The sequence below is a fragment of the Pseudomonas sp. LBUM1649 genome (assembly GCF_059716155.1).
Genome location: NZ_CP166807.1, coordinates 544,816 through 566,984, shown reverse-complemented (window position 1 = coordinate 566,984; position 22,169 = coordinate 544,816). Strand labels below are relative to the sequence as shown.

Sequence of the window (22,169 nt, the reverse complement as noted above, 5' to 3'; positions counted from 1 at the left end):
AAACGATGGCTTGGCCGCCCCACCCCCAAGGATAGACGGCAATCGTAAGGACTCAGCTCAATATGGAGATGGTCCCCAGGTATTTCAAGGCGCGCGGCAGATTGTCGCAATCGAGGCTGTCCAGCCAGTGTAAATCAGCCCAACTGCGAAGCCAGGTGAACTGGCGCTTTGCCAATTGGCGCGTGGCAATGATTCCACGCTCCTGCATCTCGGCTGACGTCAGCTTGCCATCCAGGTAATCCCAGACTTGGCGGTAGCCTACCGCACGTATAGACGGCAACCCGGCATGCAGGTCACTTCTATTACGCAGGGCTACGACCTCGTCGATGAACCCCTGTTCCAACATTAATGTGAATCTTTGTTTAATTCGCTCGTGCAATACCTGGCGATTCGCCGGAGCAATGGCCAAGTTCGCGACAGTATAGGGCAATTGTTGCCGTCCCGAAGCGGCTGCTTCAGTACTTTGCGCAGATTGTTGCAAGCGCAGCGCAGTCATGCTCTGACCGCTGACACGGTAAACTTCCAACGCTCGACTCAAACGCTGAGGATCGTTCGGATGAATACGTGCCGCGGAAACCGGGTCAATGACCGCCAACTGCTCGTGTAACGCCTGCCAGCCAAGGCGTGCGGCCTCTTCCTCGATCTGCGCGCGGACATCCGGGTCGGCGGGCGGCATATCCGCAAGCCCTTCGACCAACGCCTTGTAATAGAGCATTGTGCCGCCCACCAGCAGCGGAATTTTACCCCGCGCGGTGATCTCGGCCATGACTTGCAGGGCGTCGCGCCGGAAATCCGCCGCCGAATAAGCCTCGGCCGGGTCGATAATATCGATCAAACGGTGCGGAAACTCTGCCAACAGCTCTTTTGACGGTTTGGCGGTGCCGATGTCCATGCTGCGGTAGACCAGCGCCGAATCGACACTGATCAGCTCGCAAGGCAGGACCTTGCTGAGTTCGATGGCCAGGTCGGTCTTGCCGGCGGCGGTCGGGCCCATCAGGAAAATCGCAGGGGGGAACTGGCTCATCAACGACCGCGCAAGAACAGTTTGTCCAGATCGTCCAGGCCCAGTTGGGTCCAGGTCGGTCGGCCATGGTTGCATTGACCGCTGCGCTCGGTGTTCTCCATGTCACGCAGCAGACCGTTCATTTCCGGCAGGGCCAGGCGTCGATTGGCCCGGACCGCGCCGTGGCAGGCCATGGTGCCGAGCAGTTCGTTCAGGTGCGCCTGAATCCGGTCGCTGGTGCCATATTCCATCAGGTCGGCCAGTACGTCACCCACCAGTCGATTGGCCTCAGCCTGCTTGAGCAAGGCCGGTATCTGCCGAATGGCCAGGGTTTCCGGGCCGAGGCGCTGTAGTTCGAAGCCCAGGCGCTGGAACCATGCGACGTGCTCTTCGGCGCAATCGGCTTCTCGCTGACTGACCGCCAGGGATTCCGGCACCAGCAGCGGTTGCCCGCTCAAGCCTTCGCTGGCCATGGCGACTTTCAGGCGTTCGTACATGATTCGCTCGTGAGCGGCATGCATGTCCACCAGCACCAGCCCCTGGGCGTTTTCCGAAAGGATGTAGATGCCTTTGAGCTGCGCCAGCGCATAACCCAGCGGTGGGATGTCGTCCTGACCGACTGGCAGCGCTACCGCATTGGCCTCGGGCAACGGCGCGAAGAACTCGCGATAGGCGGCCTGTGCTTCTGCCGCCGGAACAGCTGACTGCGCACGCGGGGTGTATTGATATTGATATCCGGCGCCAGAACCCGAACCGGCTGGCGCATTGAACGAAGGCTGGGCCTGAGGTTGCTCCAGCAGCGCATTGGCGGCCAGGCGCATTTCGCCCTGCGGGCCGAACTCACCGGCTTCGAGGCCGGTAGGCCGGACCGAGGCTGTCGCGACCGGTGCCGCCAGATGATCGTCCGGCCGCACATCGCCCAAGGCACGGTGCAAGGTGCCATAAAGGAAATCGTGAACCATGCGCCCTTCACGGAAGCGCACTTCGTGCTTGGTGGGGTGCACGTTGACGTCGACGCCCGTCGGATCGACCTCGAAAAACAGCACGAACGTCGGATGCCGGCCATTGAACAGCACGTCGCGATAAGCCTGGCGCACGGCGTGGGCCACCAGCTTGTCGCGCACGGCACGGCCATTGACAAAGAAATACTGCAAATCCGCCTGGCTGCGGTTGAAGGTCGGCAACCCGACCCAGCCCCACAGATGCAGGCCATTGCGTTCGATTTCGATTGGCAGCGCCTGCTCCAGGAAACCTGGCCCGCAGATTGCCGCCACGCGCCGGGCGCGAGCCGCATCATCGTGGGCTTCGTGCAGGCTGAGGATGGTCTTGCCGTTATGACGCAGATGAAAGGCCACGTCGAACCGCGCCAGGGCCAGGCGCCTGATGACTTCCTGCAGGTGATCGAATTCGGTTTTTTCGGTCTTGAGAAACTTGCGGCGTGCCGGGGTATTGAAGAACAGGTCGCGCACCTCGACCGAAGTACCGACCGGATGGGCCGCAGGCTGCACCCGCGGCGCCATGTCTCGGCCTTCTGTTTCGACTTGCCAGGCCTGCTCGGCATCGCGTGTGCGCGAAGTCAGGGTCAGGCGCGCCACCGAACTGATCGATGCCAGGGCCTCACCCCGAAAGCCCAGGCTCATAACCTGTTCAAGATCTTCCAGATTGCGGATCTTGCTGGTGGCGTGTCGCGCCAGGGCCAGCGGCAGGTCATCGGCAGAAATGCCGCTGCCATCGTCGCGCACCCGCAGCAACTTGACGCCGCCCTGCTCCACGTCGACATCGATGCGCCTGGCACCGGAATCGAGGCTGTTTTCCAGCAGTTCCTTGATCACCGAAGCCGGGCGCTCGACCACTTCGCCAGCAGCAATCTGGTTCGCCAGTCGCGGGCTGAGCAGCTCGATGCGAGCGCTGTTGTTCACGACCTGATTCATTCTTTGGCCGCCAGTTCAGTGCCCGGGATGGTCAGGTGCTGACCGATCTTGAGTTCATCGCTCGACAGGTTGTTGGCGCTGCGCAGGGTCGCCGGCGACACCTGATAGCGCACTGCGATCATCGCCAGCGTCTCGCCCGGGTTTACCCGATGGTCACGAGGGCCTTGAGCGATTTTTCCGGAATCACGCAGCCAGGCAACGTAAGTGCCCGGTGGCGGATTCTGCTGGAAGAACTGGCGCACGCCGCTGCTGATGGAACGTGCCAGCGCCTGCTGGTGGCTCGATGCAGCCAGCTTCGAGGCTTCGTTGGCGTTGGAGATAAACCCGGTTTCGACCAGGATCGACGGGATGTCCGGCGACTTCAGCACCATAAACCCGGCCTGCTCGACCCGCTGCTTGTGCAGGGGCGTGACCCGGCCGATATTGCTCAGGACTTTCTGGCCGACGTTCAGGCTGGAGGTCAGGGACGCGGTCATCGACAGATCGAGCAATACACCAGCCAGCATGCGGTCCTTGTCGTCGAGGCTGACGTTGCCGGCACCACCGATCAGGTCGGAACGGTTTTCACTGTCGGCCAGCCAGCGCGCGGTTTCCGAGGTGGCACCGCGATCGGACAAGGCGAACACCGAGGCACCGAACGCCGCGGTAGAAGGCGCGGCGTCGGCGTGAATCGAGACGAACAGGTCGGCGCCTTTCTTGCGGGCAATTTCCGTACGGCCACGCAGTGGGATGAAGTAGTCGCCGGTGCGGGTCAGTTCCGCGCGGAAGCCTTTCATGCCATTGACCTGGCGTTGCGTTTCGCGGGCGATCTGCAGCACCACGTCTTTCTCGCGCTGACCGCGAGAGCCGGAGGCGCCCGGGTCTTCGCCACCGTGACCGGCGTCGATCACCACAATGATGTCGCGCTTGCCCGCCGGTGCTGGCGGCAACTTGATTGCCGGCTCCGAAGGCGTGACCGGCACGGCCGGTATCGTGGCGACCGAGGGGGTCGGTGCGGGCGGCGGCGCGGCATCGGCCGGGTTATCGAACAGATCGACCACCAGGCGATTGCCATACTGGGCGTTGGGCGCCAGGGAGAAGCTTTTTGGCGTCACGGCCTTTTTCAGGTCGATGACCACCCGCAGGTCGGTCGGCGTGCGTTGGGCAGAGCGCATCGCGGTGATCGGGGTGTTGGAAGAGTTGACGTTCAGCGGCGCGCCAAGGGAGGCGCCGTTGATGTCGATCACCAGGCGATCCGGAGACGTCAGGGTAAAGACGCTGTGCTGCACCGGCCCTGTCAGGTCAAACACCAGCCGAGTGTTGTCCGGAGCCCGCCACAGGCGAACACTGTTGACCTTCGTCTCGGCCACAGCGTCGACGGTCACCGCCAGAAACAACACCCCTACGGCAGCAACCAACGCGCGAAAGCGCATACCTAACCCCATCATCTATTTGGATTCCAATGCCAAAGCGGCACACCAGGCCTCGCCACGCGAGCCCCTGGGTAAAATTTTCAGCGAACGCCCGCTGTCTTGCGGGCTAATGGTAATGGTCAGGTCGGGCTTTGGCAAAAAGCCTGCACCTTTATCCGGCCATTCGATCAGGCACAGGGCATCGTCGTCGAAATAGTCGCGGATGCCGAGAAACTCCAGCTCCTCCGGATCGACCAGGCGATACAGGTCGAAATGGAAGGCGCGAATGGTGCCAATCTCGTAGGGTTCGACCAGGGTGAAGGTCGGGCTTTTGACCGCCCCGACATGCCCCAGGCCACGGATGATACCCCGGGACAATGTGGTTTTCCCCATCCCAAGATTACCTTCAAGGAAGATCAGGCCATGCCCCTCGGTGATACGGGCGATACGTGCGCCAAAGTCGCTCATGGCCTGCTCATCGGCCAGGTACAGGGTTACTTCAGACACGGTGCTTGCTCCTCCAACAACTGACGAATGGTTGGTATCAGATCACTGGCCGCCAGCCCGCGGCCGAATTTACCTTGGCGCTCACCGGCATTGGCGTGCATCCAGACGGCGAGGCAGGCCGCATCGAACGCGTCCATGCCCTGGGCCAGCAATGCGCCGACCAGACCGGCCAGCACGTCGCCCAGCCCGGCGGTGGCCATCGCCGGATGGCCCTGATGACACACGGCAAGCCGCCCGTCAGGACAGGCAATTAGACTACCAGCCCCCTTGAGCACCACCACTGCGGTGTATTTTTTGCTCAACGCATGGGCCGCCTCGGGGCGATCCGCCTGAACCTGGGCAGTGCTGAGCCCCAGCAACCGCGCGGCTTCCCCCGGATGCGGCGTGATCACACAGCCCTTTGGCAAGCTAACCCGGCCTTCGGCCAGCAGGTTCAGCGCATCGGCGTCCCAGACTTGCGGCAGTGGTGCGTTGGCGGCGGCCGACAACAGGCTTCGCCCCCAGGCGCCCTGCCCCAGTCCAGGACCGACCACCAATACGGACACCTTTTGAAGCAAATCCATCAACTGGTTGGCCGACGCAGTGCCCAACGCCATCGCCTCGGGGATCCGAGCCAGCGCAGCGGGCACATGCTCGGGGCGGGTCGCCAGCGACACCATGCCCGCGCCGCTGCGCAGTGCACTTTGCGCGCTCAACAGGATCGCCCCGCCCAGTCCGCGATCGCCACCGATCAGCAGTACATGGCCGAACTGCCCCTTATGGGAAGCGCCCTTCCGGGCGGCCAGGCGCGGCAGATTGCCGACCGTCAGGCGCCGGGCAGTGGACGGCGCCCCCTCGAGCAGCCGGGGATCGGCGTGCAGGTCATTGAACACCCGCTCGCCCACCACATTTGCCGCGTCGCCGGTGAACAACCCCAGTTTCAAGCCGATAAAGGTAACCGTCAGATCGGCTCGCACCGCGCAACCGAGCATGCGACCGGTATCGGCGCACAGCCCGGAGGGGATATCCACCGCCGCCACTGGAAGTCCGCTGGCATTGATCGCGGCGATGACACTGGCGTATGGCGCGCGCACGTCACCGGTCAGGCCGGTACCGAGCAAGGCGTCCAGGACGATGCCACGGCAGTCCGATTGCGCGCTCCACGCTTCGATGGCAACGTTTTCGGCTACCGCTTCGGCATGGGCCGCAGCCGCATCACCACGCAGCCGCTGCGGATCGCCCGCCGCCAGTACCCGCACCGTCCACCCACCGCGCTTGGCCAGCACGGCGACCAGGTAACCGTCGCCAGCGTTATTGCCGCCGCCTGCGACCACCGTCAGTTCGCTGGCCGTCGGCCATTGGCGGACCAGCGCCCGCCAGGTGGCCCGTGCGGCGCGCTGCATCAATTCGAAGCCCGGTGTACCGGCCGCGATCAGGCTCGCATCGAGCCCTCGGACCTGCGCGGCGCTGTACAGCGCGTCGGGTAAATCATCTTTAGTGTGCGGCATGCGTCTACGGGCTCCGATGTCTGGCAGAATTATACGCACCTCAGCTCCGGTTTCTCTCGCCTCATGCCCGCTATTACCACAGACCTGCCCGCTCTCGCCCAATCCATCAAGGACTGGGGCCGCGAGCTGGGCTTTCAGCAAGTCGGCATCAGCGGCCTTGACCTGGCCGAGCATGAGCAGCACCTGGAACGCTGGCTCGCCGCCGGCTACCACGGCGAAATGGAATACATGGGCGCCCACGGCAGCAAACGCTCGCACCCCGAAGAACTGGTGCCGGGCACTTTGCGCGTGGTGTCGCTGCGCATGGACTATCTGTCGGGCGATACCAAAATGGCGCAATTGCTCGCCCAACCGGAAAAAGCCTACGTCTCGCGTTATGCCTTGGGCCGCGATTACCACAAATTGATCCGCAAACGCGTGCAACAACTGGCGGAAAAAATTCAGGCCGAGATTGGCCCGTTTGGCTATCGCGCGTTCGTCGACAGCGCGCCCGTCCTGGAAAAAGCCATTGCAGAGAAAGCGGGTCTGGGCTGGATCGGCAAAAATACCCTGGTCTTGAATCGCAAGGCCGGCAGTTATTTCTTCCTCGCCGAACTGTTCGTCGACCTGCCGCTGCCAGTGGACCCACCCCATGCCACCGAACACTGCGGCCGCTGCAGCGCCTGCCTCGACATCTGCCCGACCAATGCCTTCGTCGGCCCCTATGTGCTGGACGCCCGGCGCTGTATTTCCTATTTGACCATCGAACTCAAGGGCGCCATCCCCGAAGAGCTGCGACCGCTGATCGGCAATCGGGTGTTTGGTTGCGATGACTGCCAGATCGTCTGCCCGTGGAACCGCTTCGCCCGCCCGTCCGGCGAAAGCGACTTCAAGCCGCGACACAACCTGGATAACGCCCAGCTGGCCGATTTATTCATGTGGGACGAGGATAAATTCCTGAGCAGCACCGAAGGCTCGCCCTTGCGCCGGACTGGTTACGAAAACTGGCTGCGCAACCTGGCGGTGGGTTTGGGCAATGCGCCTTCAACGATTCCGGTACTGGAAGCGCTGAAGGCGCGACGGGAACATCCGTCCGGGTTGGTGCGCGAGCATGTCGAATGGGCGTTGCAGCAGCACGCCGAACGTCAGGCCTCGTCGTTGTAGACGAACTTGGGCATTTCCCAATGGAAGCGGATCGCTAGCAGGCGTAGCAGGAAGCCGCCGAACAGCGTGATCAGGATCGCCTGCTCTCCCGGCAGATTCAGGTACAGACAGAGCATGTAGCACCACGCCGCCGCGAACGAGACGCTGGCGTACAGCTCGCGCCGAAAGATCAGCGGAATATCGTTGCAGAAGATGTCCCGCAGGATGCCACCAAAAACCCCAGTGATCACACCGCTGACCGACGCGACCAACATGCCATGCCCCATTTCCAGGGCTGTCATGCAGCCGATCAGCGTGAACGCCACCAGGCCGACGGCGTCGAGCACCAGAAACAATGAACGCAGATGGCGCATCCAGCGCGCGGTGAACACCGTGAACATCGCTGCAAGGGTGGTCAGCACCAGGTATTCCGGGTGTTTCACCCAAGTCAGTGGGTAGTGGCCGAGCAGCACATCGCGCACCGAACCGCCGCCCAGCGCCGTGACGCACGCGATCAGCACCACGCCGAACCAGTCCATGCCGCGACGGCCGGCAGACAGCGCGCCGGTCATGGCCTCGGCGGTGATGGCGATCAGGTAAAGCATCAGCAACATGGTGGCGATCCTTGCGAAAAGGCGCGCAGTCTACTCACTTCGCTGAAGCACCAAAAGAGGGCGGCGCACGCACCACAAACCTGTGGCGATGGGATTTATCCCCGTTCGGCTACGAAGCAGCCGTAAATGCGAAAGACTCGATCTGTTTGAACGGACGCTGAAGGCCGCTTAGCGGCCCAACGGGGATAAATCCCCTCGCCATAAAAGCCCTCGCCTCACCTTCAGACCTTGATGAAATGCTGGCGATAGTGCTGCAGCTCGGCGATCGACTCGCGGATGTCGTCTAGCGCCAAGTGAGTGCTGCCCTTCTTGAAGCTGTCGCGTACGTCCGGCGCCCAACGAGCGGCCAGTTCCTTGAGGGTCGAAACGTCGAGGTTGCGGTAGTGGAAATAGCTTTCCAGGGATTTCATGTGCGTATAAAGGAAGCGGCGATCCTGGCAGATGCTATTGCCACAGATCGGCGACTTGCCCTTGGGCACCCACTTCTCCAGGAAGGCGATGGTTTGTGCTTCGGCCTCAGCCATGCTGATGCGGCTGTCGCGAACGCGCTGGGTCAGCCCCGACCCACCGTGCTGCCGAGTGTTCCACTCGTCCATGCCGGCGAGGATTTCGTCGCTGTGGTGGATGGCGATCACCGGACCTTCGGCCAGGGTGTTCAGGTCGCTGTCGGTGACAATGGTGGCCATTTCGATGATGACATCGGTATCCGGGTTCAGACCGGTCATTTCCAGGTCGATCCAGATCAGGTTCTGCGGGTTTTGCATATGTCGGCTCCTAGGCAATGCTGCGCAGTTTAGCCTAGGCCGGTGGCCGGGCGTGCTAAACTCGCGGCCGTTTTACCTAATCGCTGCATTCTTGATACGGAACACCCATGGCCAAACGCCAACTCAATCGTCGTCAAAACTGGCGCATCGAAAAGATTCAGGGCGAACGCGCTGCCCGCGCCGCCAAACGCGAGTCCTCGGCTGTCGAGGCACTCGAAGGTGGCGACCTGGGTCCGGAACAGACCGGCCTGGTGATCGCGCACTTCGGGGTGCAGGTCGAAGTCGAAGCCCGTGAGGGCGCGCTGGCCGGCCAGGTGTTCCGTTGCCACCTGCGGGCGAACCTGCCCGCCCTGGTGACCGGCGACCAGGTGGTCTGGCGTGCCGGCAACCAGGGTATCGGCGTCATCGTGGCGCAATTGCCACGCAATACCGAACTCTGCCGCCCGGACAGCCGTGGTCAGCTCAAACCGGTAGCGGCGAACGTCGACATGATTGTCATCGTGTTCGCGCCGCTGCCTGAGCCCCATGCCAACCTGATCGACCGCTACCTCGTGGCCGCCGAACACGCGGGCATCAAGCCGCTGCTGTTGCTGAACAAGTTCGACCTGATCGACGAGCATAACGCCCCGGCGCTGAATGCCTTGCTCGCGGTTTACCGCACCCTGGGTTATCCAGTGCTGGAAGTGTCGGCCCACCACGGCAACGGTATGGAACAGCTTCAAAAACTCTTGGACGGGCGCATCAGCGTGTTCGTCGGCCAGTCCGGCGTCGGCAAGTCGTCGCTGGTCAACAGCCTGCTGCCGGAAGTCGAAACCCGCGTCGGCCCGTTGTCCGAGTTGTCCGGCCAGGGAACCCATACCACGACCACCGCGCGTCTGTTCCACTTCCCCGGTGGCGGTGAGCTGATCGACTCTCCGGGCATCCGCGAATTCGGCCTGGGCCATGTCAGCCGCGCCGACGTCGAGGCCGGTTTCATCGAGTTCAACGACTTGCTCGGCACCTGCCGCTTCCGTGACTGCAAGCACGACCGCGAACCCGGTTGCGCCCTGCTCAAGGCCCTGGAAGACGGCCGCGTGCAACAGCAACGGATGAACAGCTACCGCTCGATCATCGCCAGTTTGCCGGAAAACGGCTACTAAACAGACGTGCCGACCGCCCTGACTTCAGCGGGGCTGTCGGCGGCTGGATCCCGCCCCACTTAAACATCAGAAGTTTCTGTAAGGCGCACGCACGCGCACTTGTAGGACATTTCTCTTTCCGCGCCATCCCCTTGTGGCCGCCCTGCAATCGCCTAAGTTCAAACCCTCTTCGCACTCCTGCGACACCGAGGGACACCCATGCAAACCTACCATCTGTTCATTAGCCACTCGTGGAACTACTCCGACGCCCACGACAGTCTCGTGCGCCTGCTCAACGCCAAGCCGGGTTTTACGTACAAGAATTTTTCGGTGCCACCGGACAACCCGATTGTCGGCGCGAAAACCGACAAACAACTTGAGGAGGCCATCGAAAACAAGATCCGCCCGTGTTCGGCGGTATTGATCATGGCCGGGATGTATTCCACCTACAGCAAGTGGATCAACAAGGAAATCGAGATCGCCAAGCGCATGGGCAAGGTGATCATTGCGATCAAGCCGTTCGGTGCCGAACGCATTTCCACGGTGGTACGTGACGCGGCACATGCCGAATGTGCGTGGAACACCAACAGCATCATCACCGCGATTCGCCAGCATACGGCGGTGTAACCATGCGCAAGGGACTGTTTATCGGCATCAACGACTACACCCATGTATCGCGCCTGAGTGGTTGCAGCAATGACGCCATGGCCATGGCCTCGGTGCTGAAGACCGACGCCAATGGCGATCCGAACTTCAAGAACATTGTACTGACCTCCGCCGAGGACTACCTGAGCCGGGAAAAACTCGAAGACCAGATCCACGAGCTGTTTTCCGGGGACTGCAATGTCGCACTGCTGTATTTCGCCGGCCACGGCAGCTTCGACACCGACACCGACGAAGGCATGTTGATCCCGCAGGATTACAAGAGCGCCAAGGACGGGATTCGCCTCAGCGACATTCTGAACTGGGCGAGCAAAGCCACGAAAATCAAAAACAAAGTGATCATTCTCGACTGTTGCCAGAGCGGCTCGGCCGGCGAGGTTCGCGCCTTGCGCAGTGAGGGCAGCGTAGTCGGCGAAGGCATGACCATTCTGACCGCCTGCAAAAAGGAGGAGCCGGCAATGGAGGGCGCACAGCACGGTATGTTCACCGGATTATTGCTCCAGGCCCTGCACGGCGGAGCAGCGAACATCCTGGGCAAGATCACCCCCGGCAGCCTCTATTCGTTTGTCGACAATGCGCTCGATGCCTGGGAGCAGCGCCCGGTGTTCAAGACCAACGTCTCGCAGTTCATCTCCCTGCGCGAAGTGTCACCGCTGATCCCCAAGGAAATCCTGCGCAACCTCCCCGAATGGTTTGCCGAAGCGGAGTCGGTGTACCCCCTCGCCCCCAGCTTTGAGCCCACCGAACCGGAGTTCAACCCGGAACAGGGCGAGGTCTTCGCCCAGCTGCAAAAGTGCAACCGTCACAGCCTGGTCGAACCGGTAGACGCCGAACACATGTACTACGCCGCCATCCACTCCACCGGCTGCCGCCTCACCGCCCTCGGCGCCTATTACCGCGAACTCGCGATCAAGGGACATTTCTGATGCCAGTGTTTATCAGCTACCGCCACATGGATCGCGCCCACGCGATCCACATCAACACGCGCCTGATGCAGGCCAATATCAAAACCTACCTCGACGTCGTGCTTGGTATCTGCCCAATCTATTCCGACATAAGCAGTGAATTGCTGAGACAGGAGCGTTTGCATCAACAACCTCCACAGGCGCTAAAGTACATGCAGGGACATGCATGCTTGCGTCCAGCGAAAGCGATATAGAGAGCCGTGTCCGGCTTTCCCTGAGGATTCGTTAGAGGGCGCAAGCGCACCTGTGGGCTCGAAGGTGAGGCGGTAATCATCGTGTGCTTGAGAGGCATATTCGTAGCCCACAGGTGCATGTTCCTTCCTTGATTAAAACTGACTTCCAGACACCGAAGTATGGAAGAAGAAAGGAACGGACAACCTATATCGAGAGGCTTCGTTCCGGTTCTGCGCAGTGGCTAAACCGGCATGGATGCCGGTTTAGCCGCGCTGGGCCATGGATGGCCCAGCGCGGCGGGCCCTGTAGGAGCGAGCATGCTCGCGAAAAACGCCAGAACAACACGGGCATTCAGATAGCCCTCGTCATCGTTGACGACCATCGCGAGCATGCTCGCTCCTACAGGCTTTTCCAAGTGACTCGCCGTAAGGGCGAAACCATAAGAAGCCGTTACCGCAGCAATGGATATGTACTCCGACAATAATAATAGGTCGGAGGCCGCCTTCGCTGGCAAGCCAGCTCCTATGTATGGACTCGCCCCCACTGTCTACCCGCTTTTGAAAAACTGTCGCCCCGTTGCATCTATGTATCAGGCCTATTCATGGAAGCCGTCTTCGGCATCTGGCCAAAATTGGAAGAGCTCGTGGTATGCCGATTACAGTCAGGCCTCGAAGGCCAGTAGGAGCTTAGGCATCAATCCACGCCGGTCTTACCTGGGGTCAATTTTTTTCAACAAAGGGTCGGACAGTCAGTACCTCGGTGGCAGAACTCTGTCGCTCAGTGGCTCATCGTCGCTTGCTGGCCATCACCAGCGTGGCGACGATAAGTCTGATCATTCTGTAAAAGCACCCAGACGATTCGCAGGTTGCGGTTGGCTAGCCTGATCGCAGCCTCCTTACGGCCCAGCCGGCTCATCCAGCGCAACAAGCGGCGGTCATCGGGTTGCTGGGAATCAGGTCGTAGTTGTTGCAGCACCGCATGGGCTCCCTGGATCATCAGGCTGCGTAAATAGACATCACCTCGCTTGGTCATGCCCCCCAGCCGGACCGTCTGCCCGCTACTGTGCTGGTCAGGCACCATGCCAAAGTACGCGGCAAACTTGCGGGCATTGGGAAATCGCTCAGGCTTGCTTTCCTTGGCCACCAGTGCCGTGGCAGTGACTGGGCCGATGCCGCGCACAGTCATCAGTCGCTTCGCCGTCATGTCGGCGTTGGCGGCCACTTCCAGGCGTCCCGTCAGCACGCTGATGCGCTCGCCCAAATGGCGCCACTCGGCCAACAGTTCGTCGATCAGTTCACGCAGCAGGCCCGGCACCGGCTGGGTAGCATCCTCCAGTACCCGCGGTATTTTCTGGCTGATCGCAACATCGCCCTGCGCCAAAGCCACGCCGTGCTCGAGCAGCAGGCCGCGCATCTGATTACTGACGGCCGTGCGTCGACGCACATAGCCCTGACGAGCGCGATGCAACGCCTGCATTGCCAGTGCCGCAACGCTTTTGACCGGTACTGCGCAGATTTTTTCATCGCGACCCGCCCGCAAAATCGCCAGTGCATCGTTGCGATCATTTTTAGGCCCGCTGCGATGGGTGGCCACCAAACCGGCTGGAAGAATCCGCGCCAGGTTGCCTTGGTCTTGCAGCTGCCGGGCCCAGGCTTGAGCACCCGGACCGGTCTCCATCAAAATCACGACATGAGGCGGCAGCTGCCGGAGAAACTCATAAAACGCCTCACGCGACTTGATCCGCTGCTCGTAGCGCACTTGGCCAAGGACATCTTCACCGGCGACCTGAAAGACCTGCTTGGCCAGATCCACCGCTAAGGTTGTACAGGCCGACAAATCGGAAGAAGACAGGGATTGATCAATCGAACTATGATTTTTCATGGACTCGCCCTCGCTGTCGTTGGCTGTTTAGACTGCCAGCGTGGCGCATTGACGCCTCGGCTGGGGCGAGTCCATCCAATTACAAAAAGCGGCCTCCAAACCAGTAAAAGCCACAGAAAAAAAGCCGACATCACTGTCGGCTTTTTTGTAGGTCACTGCTTCGGCGATTCACCCGGTTTCGGTGCCGGGTCATCGAACAGGTTCAACCGTTCACGCAGTTCGTGAGCCGGTAGCGGCTCCTTGTCCGCCGGCAACGCGTTCGGGTCGACCGGTGCAGCTGGTGCGGCTCCCGGAGCGGCCGAACCTTGTGGTGCATCCGGAGCAGGCTCCGCACCTTGCGAACCTTCGATAGCACGCTGTGCCTTCTTGGTCAGCACGATAATGTCGATACGGCGGTTGACCGGATTGAACGGATGCTCGCGGTCGAACAGGGCCGACGAGGCGTAACCGACCACACGCGCCACTTGCGCATCCGGGTAGCTGCCCGCCACCAACGCACGGCGCGCGGCGTTGGCACGGTTGGCCGAAAGCTCCCAGTTACCGAATTCACCGGTGCCGCTGTACGGCTTGGCATCGGTATGGCCGCTGATGCTGATCTTGTTCGGCACTGCCTTGATGGTATCGGCCATGGCCAGCAGGATGTCTTCGAAATAGGGTTTCAGGCGGGCTGAGCCTGAGTCGAACATCGGCCGGTTCTCGGCATCCACGATCTGGATACGCAAACCGTCCGGGGTGATCTCGAACAAGATCTGGTCTTTGAATTTCTGCAGTTGCGGGTTCTCTTCGACCTTGTTCTGCAGCTCTTGCAGCAGCAGCTCCAGGCGCTCCTTCTCCACCATCTCGGCCATGCCTTCGACCTGTTCGACGTCGACCGTCACCTTGTCCGGCTGCGGCTGGGTCTTCATCTCGGGGTTGAGGGTGTTTTCCGGCGCCATGGTCGGCGTGCCGCCCAGATCGATGATGTACGGCGTGCCACTTTCGGAAAAGCCGATCGGGTCCTTGAAGTAACCGGCGATGGCGATCTTCTGTTCCGGGGTGGCGGTGGACATCAACCACAACACCAGGAAGAACGCCATCATCGCTGTGGCGAAGTCGGCGAAGGCGATTTTCCAAGAGCCCCCGTGATGCCCGCCGGCGTAGCGCTTGACGCGCTTGATGATTATCGGCTGGTTGTTTTCCATGGCTTAACGACCACGAACCGCTTGTTCCAGCTCAGCGAAGCTAGGACGGTGCGCCGGGTACAGAACCTTGCGCCCGAACTCCACGGCCAGCGATGGCGGCATGCCGGAAGCGGAAGCAACCAGCGAGGCCTTGATGGCTTCGTAGACGTTCAGTTCTTCCTTGGCATCGTGGGCCAGGGAATGCGCCAGCGGACCGAAGAACCCGTAGGCAGCGAGAATACCGAAGAAGGTACCGACCAGCGCCGCACCGACGTGCAGGCCGATGGACTTCTGGTCGCCCTCACCCAGCGAGGCCATGGTCACCACGATACCCAGAACCGCCGCGACGATACCGAAACCGGGCATGGCGTCGGCGATACCGTTCACCGCGTGGGACGGGTGCTCCAGGTCTTCCTTGAGGCTGTAGAGCTCCATGTCGAACAGGCCCTCCAGCTCATGGGGCGCCATGTTGCCGGAGGACATGATGCGCAGGTAATCACAGATGAACGCGGTCATGCGCTCATCCTTGAGGACCGTCGGGTACTTGGCGAAGATCGGGCTCGCCGCGGCATCTTCGATATCCGCTTCGATGGCCATCATGCCTTCGCGGCGGCTCTTGTTGAGAATCTCGTAGATCAGGCCCAGCACTTCAAGATAGAAGGCATGGCTGAAACGCGAACCGAACATGCTCAGGGACTTCTTGAGCACGTGCATGGTCATGTAACCGGGGTTGGCCTGCAGGAATGCACCGAGGGCCGCACCCCCGATGATCATGACCTCGAAAGGTTGGATCAGGGCGGCAATCTTGCCATGGGAGAGCACGTATCCGCCGAGCACGCTCGCGAATACGACGATGATGCCGATTATTTTAGCCATAGGTAGGAGAGCACTTACTGAGTCGGGTTCAAGGTCATATTCGGAAGTTAAAAAATCTCTTCTTCTACTTATCGGCAAAACTGCGCCAGACTATAGCCAGTTCAGGCGAAAAGCCAATTTGACCCCCTCCGGGCATAGGTATTGTTGACGATGATCGCCTCCAGACATGGCTAAACAAACAAACGTCCCGACGCCAACACCGACCACGCTCGAAGGCTGGGTCAAACTTCTCGACGGCGTGCGCCTGCCGGTTCCGCAGGCCAGTCACGACCGTGTCTGCCGGGCCATGCGCGACAGTCGCAGCTCTATGCGCAAGATCGCCGACTTGATGCAGGACAGTCCGGCCCTGGCCTTGAGCGTGATTCGCGAGGCCAACCGGTACAGCCATGGCGGCATGACCGAGCCGGCGGAAAACCTTGAGGTCGCCATCAATCGCCTCGGCTTGAAGCGCACCGAGGAGCTGCTCGCGCGACTGCCTGCCATGCCCCAAGACGAGATTCCGAAAGCCCTGCGCCAGTTGCAATTGATCAGCCAACACGCCAGCCAACAGGCCAACGGTTTTTTTGCCAGCCGCCTGGCGCGCCTGTGGCAGGACATCCACTGGGGCAGCCTGCTTTTTCTGTCGCCGCTGTGGCCGCTGGCCCTGACACATCCGCACCTGCTCGAAGACTGGGAGCTGCGGGTCATTCATAAAGGCGAATCGGCGTGCACCGTCGAAAAGCAACTGTTTGGCGTTCGCCTGCTGAAAATCGGCCTGGCCCTGGTGGACTTCTGGCACCTGCCGATCTGGGTGCAACAGGGGTATCGACTGCTGCTCAGCGAGCAACGGGAGCTGGTGAAGGTCCTGCGCATTGCCCGCGACAGCGAGCATCCGCTACGCCAGCAGAATCGCCTGGATGACGACCCGACCCTGCGCCGCTGGCTCAATCAACCGGCCAACACGGTGTTGCTGGCCAACGGTCTGGCGCTCTCGGCGCACCAGGCCTGGGACAGTCCGCACAGTGAGCGCTGGCAGTACCTGACCAGCCTCTATCTGCAAATACCGATGGCCGAGGTACAACAACAACTGCACCAGCAAGCCGCCAACAGCGCGCGTTATCACGCCATGCCCGACCTCTGGCATCCCGCTGTCGCGCTGATCTGGCCATGGGGCATGAACCCTGTGCATGCAGGGTTGCGGCCAGCCCCGGCCCCCACCGCCGAAGACCTGGCGAAGTGGCGCAAACAATGCGCTGAGTTGTTGGTCGAACCGAGTCGCTTCACCAATGCCATCCACCTGACCACCTCTGCCCGCGACGCGCTGGTTGCCTGCGGCATGCGCAGGGTGATGATCCTGATGGCCGACCGCACCCACGCCCAGCTGCGCGTGCACCAGACGGCCGGCTTGCCTGACGAAGTGGCCGGCCTGAACTTTGTCGTCAGTCAAAGCGCCGTACTGCAACGCCTGCTCTCGCAACAGGCCCAGGTACGCCTCACGCCGCTCAACAACGCACAATTTTCCGCTTTGCTGCCCCAGAACCTGCGCAGCCAGTTCAGCGGTGAACACCTGTTGCTGCGTTCGCTGCTCAACAATGGGCGGGTGATCATGATCGTCGTGGCAGACCAGGGTGGCGGGCCATTCTCGGACATCACCGTGCAAGCCTTCGGCAAAACCGCACAATGCATCGAAAAAGCGCTGCACAGCTTTAGCCAGCGCGGCCAATAAGGCTGCGCTACAATCCTCCCTTTTGTGCCCTGGAGACCTCACATGTCTGACTTCTCTGGCTTGCCGCTGGTGATCGAGCCGAGCGACTTGCTCCCTCGCCTCGACGCCCGCCAACTGATACTGGTGGACCTGACCAGCAACGCCCGCTACACAGAAGGGCATATTCCCGGCGCGCGGTTTGTCGATCCGAAACGCACACAACTCGGCCAGGCGCCCGCGCCGGGGCTGATGCCGTCGCAAGCGGCACTCGAAGCATTGTTCGGTGAGCTGGGGCACAACCCCGATGCCGTCTATGTCGTCTATGACGACGAAGGCGGCGGTTGGGCCGGGCGCTTTATCTGGCTTCTGGATGTCATTGGCCACAGCAAATATCACTATGTCGACGGCGGCCTGACGGCCTGGCTGGCAGAAGGCATGCCTATGTCAATCCAGGTCCCCGCACCAGCAGGTGGCCCGGTTGCGTTGACCCTGCACGACGAACCCACCGCCACCCGCGAGTACCTGCAAAGCCGTCTCGGCGCTGCCGACCTGGCGATCTGGGATGCACGCGGGCCGCTGGAGTATTCCGGCGAGAAAGTCCTGGCGGCCAAAGCCGGCCACATCCCTGGCGCGGTCAATTTCGAATGGACCGCCGGCATGGATAAGTCACGCCAACTGCGCATCCGCACCGACATGCCGCAGATCCTCGAACAACTCGGGATCAGCAAGGACAAAGAAGTAATTACCCACTGCCAGACTCACCATCGATCTGGCTTCACCTATCTGGTGGCCAAGGCTCTCGGTTATCCGCGGGTCAAGGGCTACGCCGGCTCCTGGGGCGAATGGGGTAACCATCCCGACACGCCCGTAGAGATTTAAGGTTTTTAAGGACAGTTAATGAACAAGCGTCTGTTTATCGTCAGTCAATACCTGCTGCCCCATAACCTGCTCTCGCGACTGGCCGGCTGCATCGCCGAATGCCGCGTGCGCTGGTTCAAGAATGCGTTCACCGCGTGGTTCGCCAAGCGTTACCAGGTGAATATGTCCGAGGCCCTGGTCGAAGACCTGACCGCCTACGAGCACTTCAATGCTTTCTTCACCCGCGCCTTGAAAGACGGCGCGCGCCCGCTGGACGAAACACCTGGCGCGATCCTCAGCCCGGCGGACGGCGCAGTCAGCCAGCTCGGCCCGATCGAGCACGGCCGCGTGTTCCAGGCCAAGGGCCACAGTTTCAGCGTGCTGGAACTGTTGGGTGGCGATGCGGCTAATGCCGCGCCGTTCATGGGCGGTGATTTCGCGACTATTTATCTGTCGCCGAAGGATTACCACCGCGTGCACATGCCACTGGCCGGCACCCTGCGCGAGATGGTCTACATCCCGGGCCGCCTGTTCTCGGTCAACCAGACCACCGCTGAAAACGTTCCGGAACTGTTTGCCCGCAACGAGCGCGTGGCGTGCATTTTCGACACCGAGCGCGGGCCGATGGCCGTGGTGCTGGTGGGCGCGATGATCGTGGCATCGATCGAAACCGTGTGGGCCGGGCTGGTTACGCCGCCGAAACGCGAGCTGAAAACCTTCCGCTACGACGAAGCCGCACGCGCGCCGATCCACCTGGAAAAAGGTGCGGAGCTGGGCCGCTTCAAACTGGGTTCGACCGCTGTCGTGCTATTCGGGCCGGACCAGGTGAAGTGGGCTGAAGAGTTGGTGGCTGGTTCGCCGGTGCAAATGGGCCAGGGCATGGGCTCACCGAAAACCTGATCGACACCGTCTCTACTGTAGGAGCGAGCATGCTCGCGATGAACCTGAGAGCGACGCGGGCAATCTGAATGCCCGCGTCATCGTTGACGTCCATCGCGAGCATGCTCGCTCCTACAGGTGTTTTGCGGCGTTAGAGCTGGCCGTCGCGGTCGCGGAAGCCCAGCAAGTACAACACGCCATCCAGGCCCAGCGTCGAAATAGCCTGCTTCGCCGACTGCTTGACCAGCGGCTTGGCGCGGAATGCCACGCCCAACCCGGCAATCGCCAGCATCGGCAAGTCATTGGCACCGTCGCCCACCGCAATGGTCTGCTCCAGACGCAAGCCTTCCTTGTGTGCCAGTTCTTTCAGCAGATCAGCCTTGCGCTGTGCATCGACAATCGGCTCGATCGCCACGCCGGTCACCTTGCCGTCGACCACTTCCAGTTCATTGGCGAACACATAGTCGATGCCCAGCTTGGCCTGCAATTGCTTGGCGAAGTAGGTGAAGCCGCCTGACAGAATGGCGGTCTTGTAGCCCAGGCGCTTGAGTTCGGCGAACAGGGTTTCAGCGCCCTCGGTCAGGCGCAGCGAAGCTCCAATCGAGTCCAGCACGCCGACATCCAGCCCTTTGAGCAACGCCAGGCGCTCTTTGAAGCTGGCGCGGAAATCCAGTTCACCGGCCATCGCCCGCTCGGTAATTTCCGAAACCTTGTCGCCCACGCCAGCCGCCTTGGCCAACTCATCGATGACTTCGGCTTCGATCAGGGTCGAGTCCATGTCGAACACCGCCAGACGGCGGTTACGACGGAACAGCGAATCTTCCTGGAAGGCGATGTCGACGTTCAGTTCCTGGGCGACGCTGAGGAATTCGGCCCGCAGGGCCTGCGGATCCGCCGCTTCGCCACGCACGGAGAACTCGATACAACCCTTGCCTTTATCGGCCGGGGTATCCAAAGGCATGCGCCCGGACAGGCGATCGATGTGGTCGATGTTCAGGCCATATTTGGCGGTGATCGAGCTCACAGCCTGCAATTGCCCGGCGGTGACCTTGCGAGTCAGCAGGGTCACGATGTGGCGTTTTTTGCCCTGGTTGCCGACCCACTGCTGGTAATCCTCTTCGGACACCGGTGTGAAACGCACCTGTTGATCAAGCTCATAGCCCTTGAACAGGATGTCCTTGAGCACCGACTTGCCCTGTTCGGTATCAGGAATTTCAACCAGGATGCCGAACGACAGGGTGTCGTGGATCACCGCCTGACCGATGTCGAGAATGTTCACACCACCCTGGGCCAGAACGCCGGTAATGGCCGCAGTCAGACCCGGACGGTCGACTCCCGTGATGTTTATCAGGACGATTTCGCGCAAGGCGCACCCCCGCAGGTGGAAAAAAACCGCATTCTACCCACATTCAGTGACCATCGGGCACCGTGAGCGCTTTGACGGCCTAGGGCCTGTCGCTATACTGCGCGTCAACTTCACGGACAAAAGAGCCGAGCTCAAGTGAACCGGCCCACGCCAGTAAAAACCGATAACTTCTTTCTGCTGATCTTCCGTGCACTGCGCCACCGCCGTGTACCGATTGCATTGCGCATTGCCAGCCATAACGTGATCCTGGTCGCTCTGGCCCTGGTGATCTACGCCTGCGTGATGGGTTTGCAGTTCAAGCAGGCCATGCACGAGCAAGCGGATGCGCTGGGTGAAAGCCTGACCATGCAGACGGCCACGTCCGCCACCGAGCTGTTGGTGTCCAACGACATCCTCAGCCTCAACGTCCTGCTCAACAACCTGACCAAGAACAAGCTGGTGGCCCACGCCGCCATCTACAGCATGGACAACCGGATCCTTGCCGAGGCCGGCCAGCGTCCCAAGCACGGCCTGCTGGGCGAGGCCGAAGGCATCTACCAGAGCAAGATCACCTTCCAGGACGTGACCGCCGGGCAATTGCGCATCAGCCTGGACATGGATCAGTTCCAGCAGCCGATGACCATCAGCCTGCAAAGCATGGGAATTTTGAGCGCGATCCTGCTGGCCCTGTCCCTGGCCTTGAGCCTGCGCATGGGCCGATACCTCTCCACGCCGCTGCTGCAATTGCGGGTGTGGCTGCGCAACATCGACGAGTACACCCCGGCCACTGAGCGTAATGACGAGATCGGCGACCTGGCACGTCAGCTGCACGCCGACTTCGCGCCGGAACCGGCCGAGCCGGAACTCGTGCCGGAACCCGAATTCGACGACATCGATGACGACGACGCAGAGCCGGGTTTCGAAGTGCGTAACCTGCGTGATCCGAGTTTCGATGAAAGCCGCCCGATGGCCGCGATGAAAGCCGCGCCACGGCGTGTCGTCAGCACCGCTGAGGATGACGACGATGATGCGTTCGCCGATTTGCTCGATGATGCGCCAGCCAGCACCGCGAAACTGTTGGGCAAACCTGTGGCCTCCAGCGTGCCGCAGCACAGCGCCGTGCTGGCCGTACAGTTGGGCTCACAGGAACAACTGCGACGCCTGCCCCGGACACGCCTGGAAGAATTGCTCAAACGCTACCGCGACTGCCTCGACCAGGCGGCCTCGCTCTACCAGAGCGAACTGCACACCCTGAACGATGGCAGCACCCTGATGCTGTTCCACAACGAAGACAGCGGCGACGATTACCTGACCAACGCCATCTGCTGCGGCGAGCTGCTGCGGGCGCTGGGCCACCAACTGCAGATCGAAGTCGCCGACAGCGGTATCACCTTGCAATTGCAGCTTGGCCTGACCCTGGGCGACGAGTTGTTCGGTCTGAGCCAGATCGACCTGTTGCTGACCGACGCCGCGCAGGATGCCCTGGCCCTGTCGCAACACAGCCGCAACCTGCTGCTGGTGGAACGCAAGATCAATGACGACACGCTGATCCGCCAGCGCGCACGGATCCGCCCGATTGCCAGCCCTGAAGGCGCTTGCTGCGTGGAGCGACTGATGGAGCCTTATCCGTCGATGCTGGAACGACAACTGGCGCGGATGCACGAACGCCGGGCGTAAAAGCCTTGTTATGAAGAAGCCCGCAGATGAGTGATCGTCTGCGGGCTGATCGTTCCCACGCGCAGCAAAG

The 22,169-nt window shown here is 61.3% G+C and carries 20 protein-coding genes and 1 pseudogene; 9 read left to right on the top strand and 12 right to left on the bottom strand.

Going from position 1 to position 22,169, the window contains the following annotated elements; translation table 11 throughout:
- Positions 1-52: 52 nt before the first annotated feature.
- Genes miaA through ACA058_RS02475 form a run of 5 tightly spaced genes read right to left on the bottom strand, consistent with a single transcriptional unit; the run spans position 53 to position 6,319 of the window.
- Positions 53-1,024, bottom strand: a complete 972-nt coding sequence (gene miaA, locus ACA058_RS02495; protein WP_497637695.1) for a tRNA (adenosine(37)-N6)-dimethylallyltransferase MiaA — start codon at positions 1,022-1,024, stop codon at positions 53-55.
- On the bottom strand, positions 1,024-2,934 hold the full coding sequence (gene mutL, locus ACA058_RS02490) for a DNA mismatch repair endonuclease MutL (RefSeq protein ID WP_497637694.1): 1,911 nt from the start codon (positions 2,932-2,934) through the stop codon (positions 1,024-1,026). The genes miaA and mutL overlap by 1 nt, the downstream gene beginning before the upstream one ends.
- Positions 2,931-4,361: an N-acetylmuramoyl-L-alanine amidase gene (locus tag ACA058_RS02485; RefSeq protein WP_497637693.1), complete on the bottom strand. Its 1,431-nt coding sequence runs from the start codon at positions 4,359-4,361 to the stop codon at positions 2,931-2,933. Before ACA058_RS02485 ends, mutL begins: the two co-directional genes overlap by 4 nt.
- Positions 4,362-4,832: a tRNA (adenosine(37)-N6)-threonylcarbamoyltransferase complex ATPase subunit type 1 TsaE gene (gene tsaE, locus ACA058_RS02480; RefSeq protein WP_497637692.1), complete on the bottom strand. Its 471-nt coding sequence runs from the start codon at positions 4,830-4,832 to the stop codon at positions 4,362-4,364.
- Complete coding sequence (locus ACA058_RS02475; protein WP_497637691.1) at positions 4,820-6,319, bottom strand: NAD(P)H-hydrate dehydratase; 1,500 nt, start codon at positions 6,317-6,319, stop codon at positions 4,820-4,822. The genes tsaE and ACA058_RS02475 overlap by 13 nt, the downstream gene beginning before the upstream one ends.
- A gap of 63 nt (positions 6,320-6,382) precedes the next feature.
- Between ACA058_RS02475 and queG the strand changes: the two genes are divergently transcribed.
- The gene (gene queG, locus ACA058_RS02470; protein WP_497637690.1) at positions 6,383-7,462 is read left to right on the top strand and encodes a tRNA epoxyqueuosine(34) reductase QueG; all 1,080 of its coding nucleotides are present in this window, start codon (positions 6,383-6,385) and stop codon (positions 7,460-7,462) included.
- Here queG and ACA058_RS02465 read toward each other — a convergent pair.
- A complete protein-coding gene (locus tag ACA058_RS02465) occupies positions 7,444-8,055 on the bottom strand; it encodes a trimeric intracellular cation channel family protein (protein ID WP_497637689.1) in 612 nt (203 codons plus the stop codon). The genes queG and ACA058_RS02465 overlap by 19 nt on opposite strands.
- Before the next feature lie 221 nt (positions 8,056-8,276).
- The gene (gene orn / locus ACA058_RS02460; protein ID WP_020798550.1) at positions 8,277-8,819 is read right to left on the bottom strand and encodes an oligoribonuclease; all 543 of its coding nucleotides are present in this window, start codon (positions 8,817-8,819) and stop codon (positions 8,277-8,279) included.
- A 107-nt stretch (positions 8,820-8,926) separates the two neighbouring features.
- Between orn and rsgA the strand changes: the two genes are divergently transcribed.
- From rsgA to ACA058_RS02440, 4 genes and pseudogenes are all read left to right on the top strand, one after another.
- Positions 8,927-9,958, top strand: coding sequence for a small ribosomal subunit biogenesis GTPase RsgA (gene rsgA / locus ACA058_RS02455; RefSeq protein ID WP_497637688.1), 1,032 nt, complete (start codon positions 8,927-8,929; stop codon positions 9,956-9,958).
- A 198-nt stretch (positions 9,959-10,156) separates the two neighbouring features.
- Positions 10,157-10,564, top strand: coding sequence for a TIR domain-containing protein (locus ACA058_RS02450; RefSeq protein ID WP_497637687.1), 408 nt, complete (start codon positions 10,157-10,159; stop codon positions 10,562-10,564).
- A gap of 2 nt (positions 10,565-10,566) precedes the next feature.
- Positions 10,567-11,526, top strand: coding sequence for a caspase family protein (locus ACA058_RS02445; protein WP_497637686.1), 960 nt, complete (start codon positions 10,567-10,569; stop codon positions 11,524-11,526).
- Positions 11,526-11,625: pseudogene (locus ACA058_RS02440) on the top strand (molecular chaperone Tir); the annotation flags it as partial. The gene ACA058_RS02445 and the pseudogene ACA058_RS02440, both read left to right, overlap by 1 nt.
- A gap of 355 nt (positions 11,626-11,980) precedes the next feature.
- Here ACA058_RS02440 and ACA058_RS02435 read toward each other — a convergent pair.
- From ACA058_RS02435 to motA, 4 genes are all read right to left on the bottom strand, one after another.
- Entirely contained in the window at positions 11,981-12,130 is a 150-nt protein-coding gene (locus tag ACA058_RS02435) for a hypothetical protein (protein ID WP_497637685.1), read from the bottom strand.
- Positions 12,131-12,516: 386 nt separating this feature from the next.
- Positions 12,517-13,575, bottom strand: a complete 1,059-nt coding sequence (locus ACA058_RS02430; protein WP_497639851.1) for an IS110 family RNA-guided transposase — start codon at positions 13,573-13,575, stop codon at positions 12,517-12,519.
- A gap of 197 nt (positions 13,576-13,772) precedes the next feature.
- Positions 13,773-14,801 carry a flagellar motor protein MotB gene (gene motB, locus ACA058_RS02425; RefSeq protein WP_497637684.1) on the bottom strand — a complete coding sequence of 343 codons (1,029 nt, stop codon included), beginning with the start codon at positions 14,799-14,801 and terminating at the stop codon, positions 13,773-13,775.
- 3 nt (positions 14,802-14,804) lie between these two features.
- A complete protein-coding gene (gene motA / locus ACA058_RS02420) occupies positions 14,805-15,656 on the bottom strand; it encodes a flagellar motor stator protein MotA (protein ID WP_008063575.1) in 852 nt (283 codons plus the stop codon).
- A 166-nt stretch (positions 15,657-15,822) separates the two neighbouring features.
- On the opposite strand from motA, the gene ACA058_RS02415 reads away from it, so the two are divergent.
- Genes ACA058_RS02415 through asd form a run of 3 tightly spaced genes read left to right on the top strand, consistent with a single transcriptional unit; the run spans position 15,823 to position 19,098 of the window.
- Positions 15,823-17,361, top strand: coding sequence for an HDOD domain-containing protein (locus ACA058_RS02415; protein ID WP_497637683.1), 1,539 nt, complete (start codon positions 15,823-15,825; stop codon positions 17,359-17,361).
- 42 nt (positions 17,362-17,403) lie between these two features.
- Positions 17,404-18,219, top strand: coding sequence for a rhodanese-like domain-containing protein (locus ACA058_RS02410; RefSeq protein WP_497637682.1), 816 nt, complete (start codon positions 17,404-17,406; stop codon positions 18,217-18,219).
- An 18-nt stretch (positions 18,220-18,237) separates the two neighbouring features.
- Positions 18,238-19,098 (top strand): archaetidylserine decarboxylase, encoded by an 861-nt coding sequence (gene asd / locus ACA058_RS02405; RefSeq protein WP_497637681.1) that lies wholly within the window; start codon positions 18,238-18,240, stop codon positions 19,096-19,098.
- 130 nt (positions 19,099-19,228) lie between these two features.
- On the opposite strand, the gene serB is transcribed toward asd, so the two are convergent.
- On the bottom strand, positions 19,229-20,443 hold the full coding sequence (gene serB, locus ACA058_RS02400) for a phosphoserine phosphatase SerB (RefSeq protein ID WP_034148725.1): 1,215 nt from the start codon (positions 20,441-20,443) through the stop codon (positions 19,229-19,231).
- A gap of 135 nt (positions 20,444-20,578) precedes the next feature.
- Here serB and ACA058_RS02395 point away from each other — a divergent pair, with 135 nt between their 5' ends.
- The gene (locus tag ACA058_RS02395) at positions 20,579-22,099 is read left to right on the top strand and encodes an AhpA/YtjB family protein (RefSeq protein ID WP_497637680.1); all 1,521 of its coding nucleotides are present in this window, start codon (positions 20,579-20,581) and stop codon (positions 22,097-22,099) included.
- The last annotated feature ends 70 nt before the right edge of the window (positions 22,100-22,169 follow it).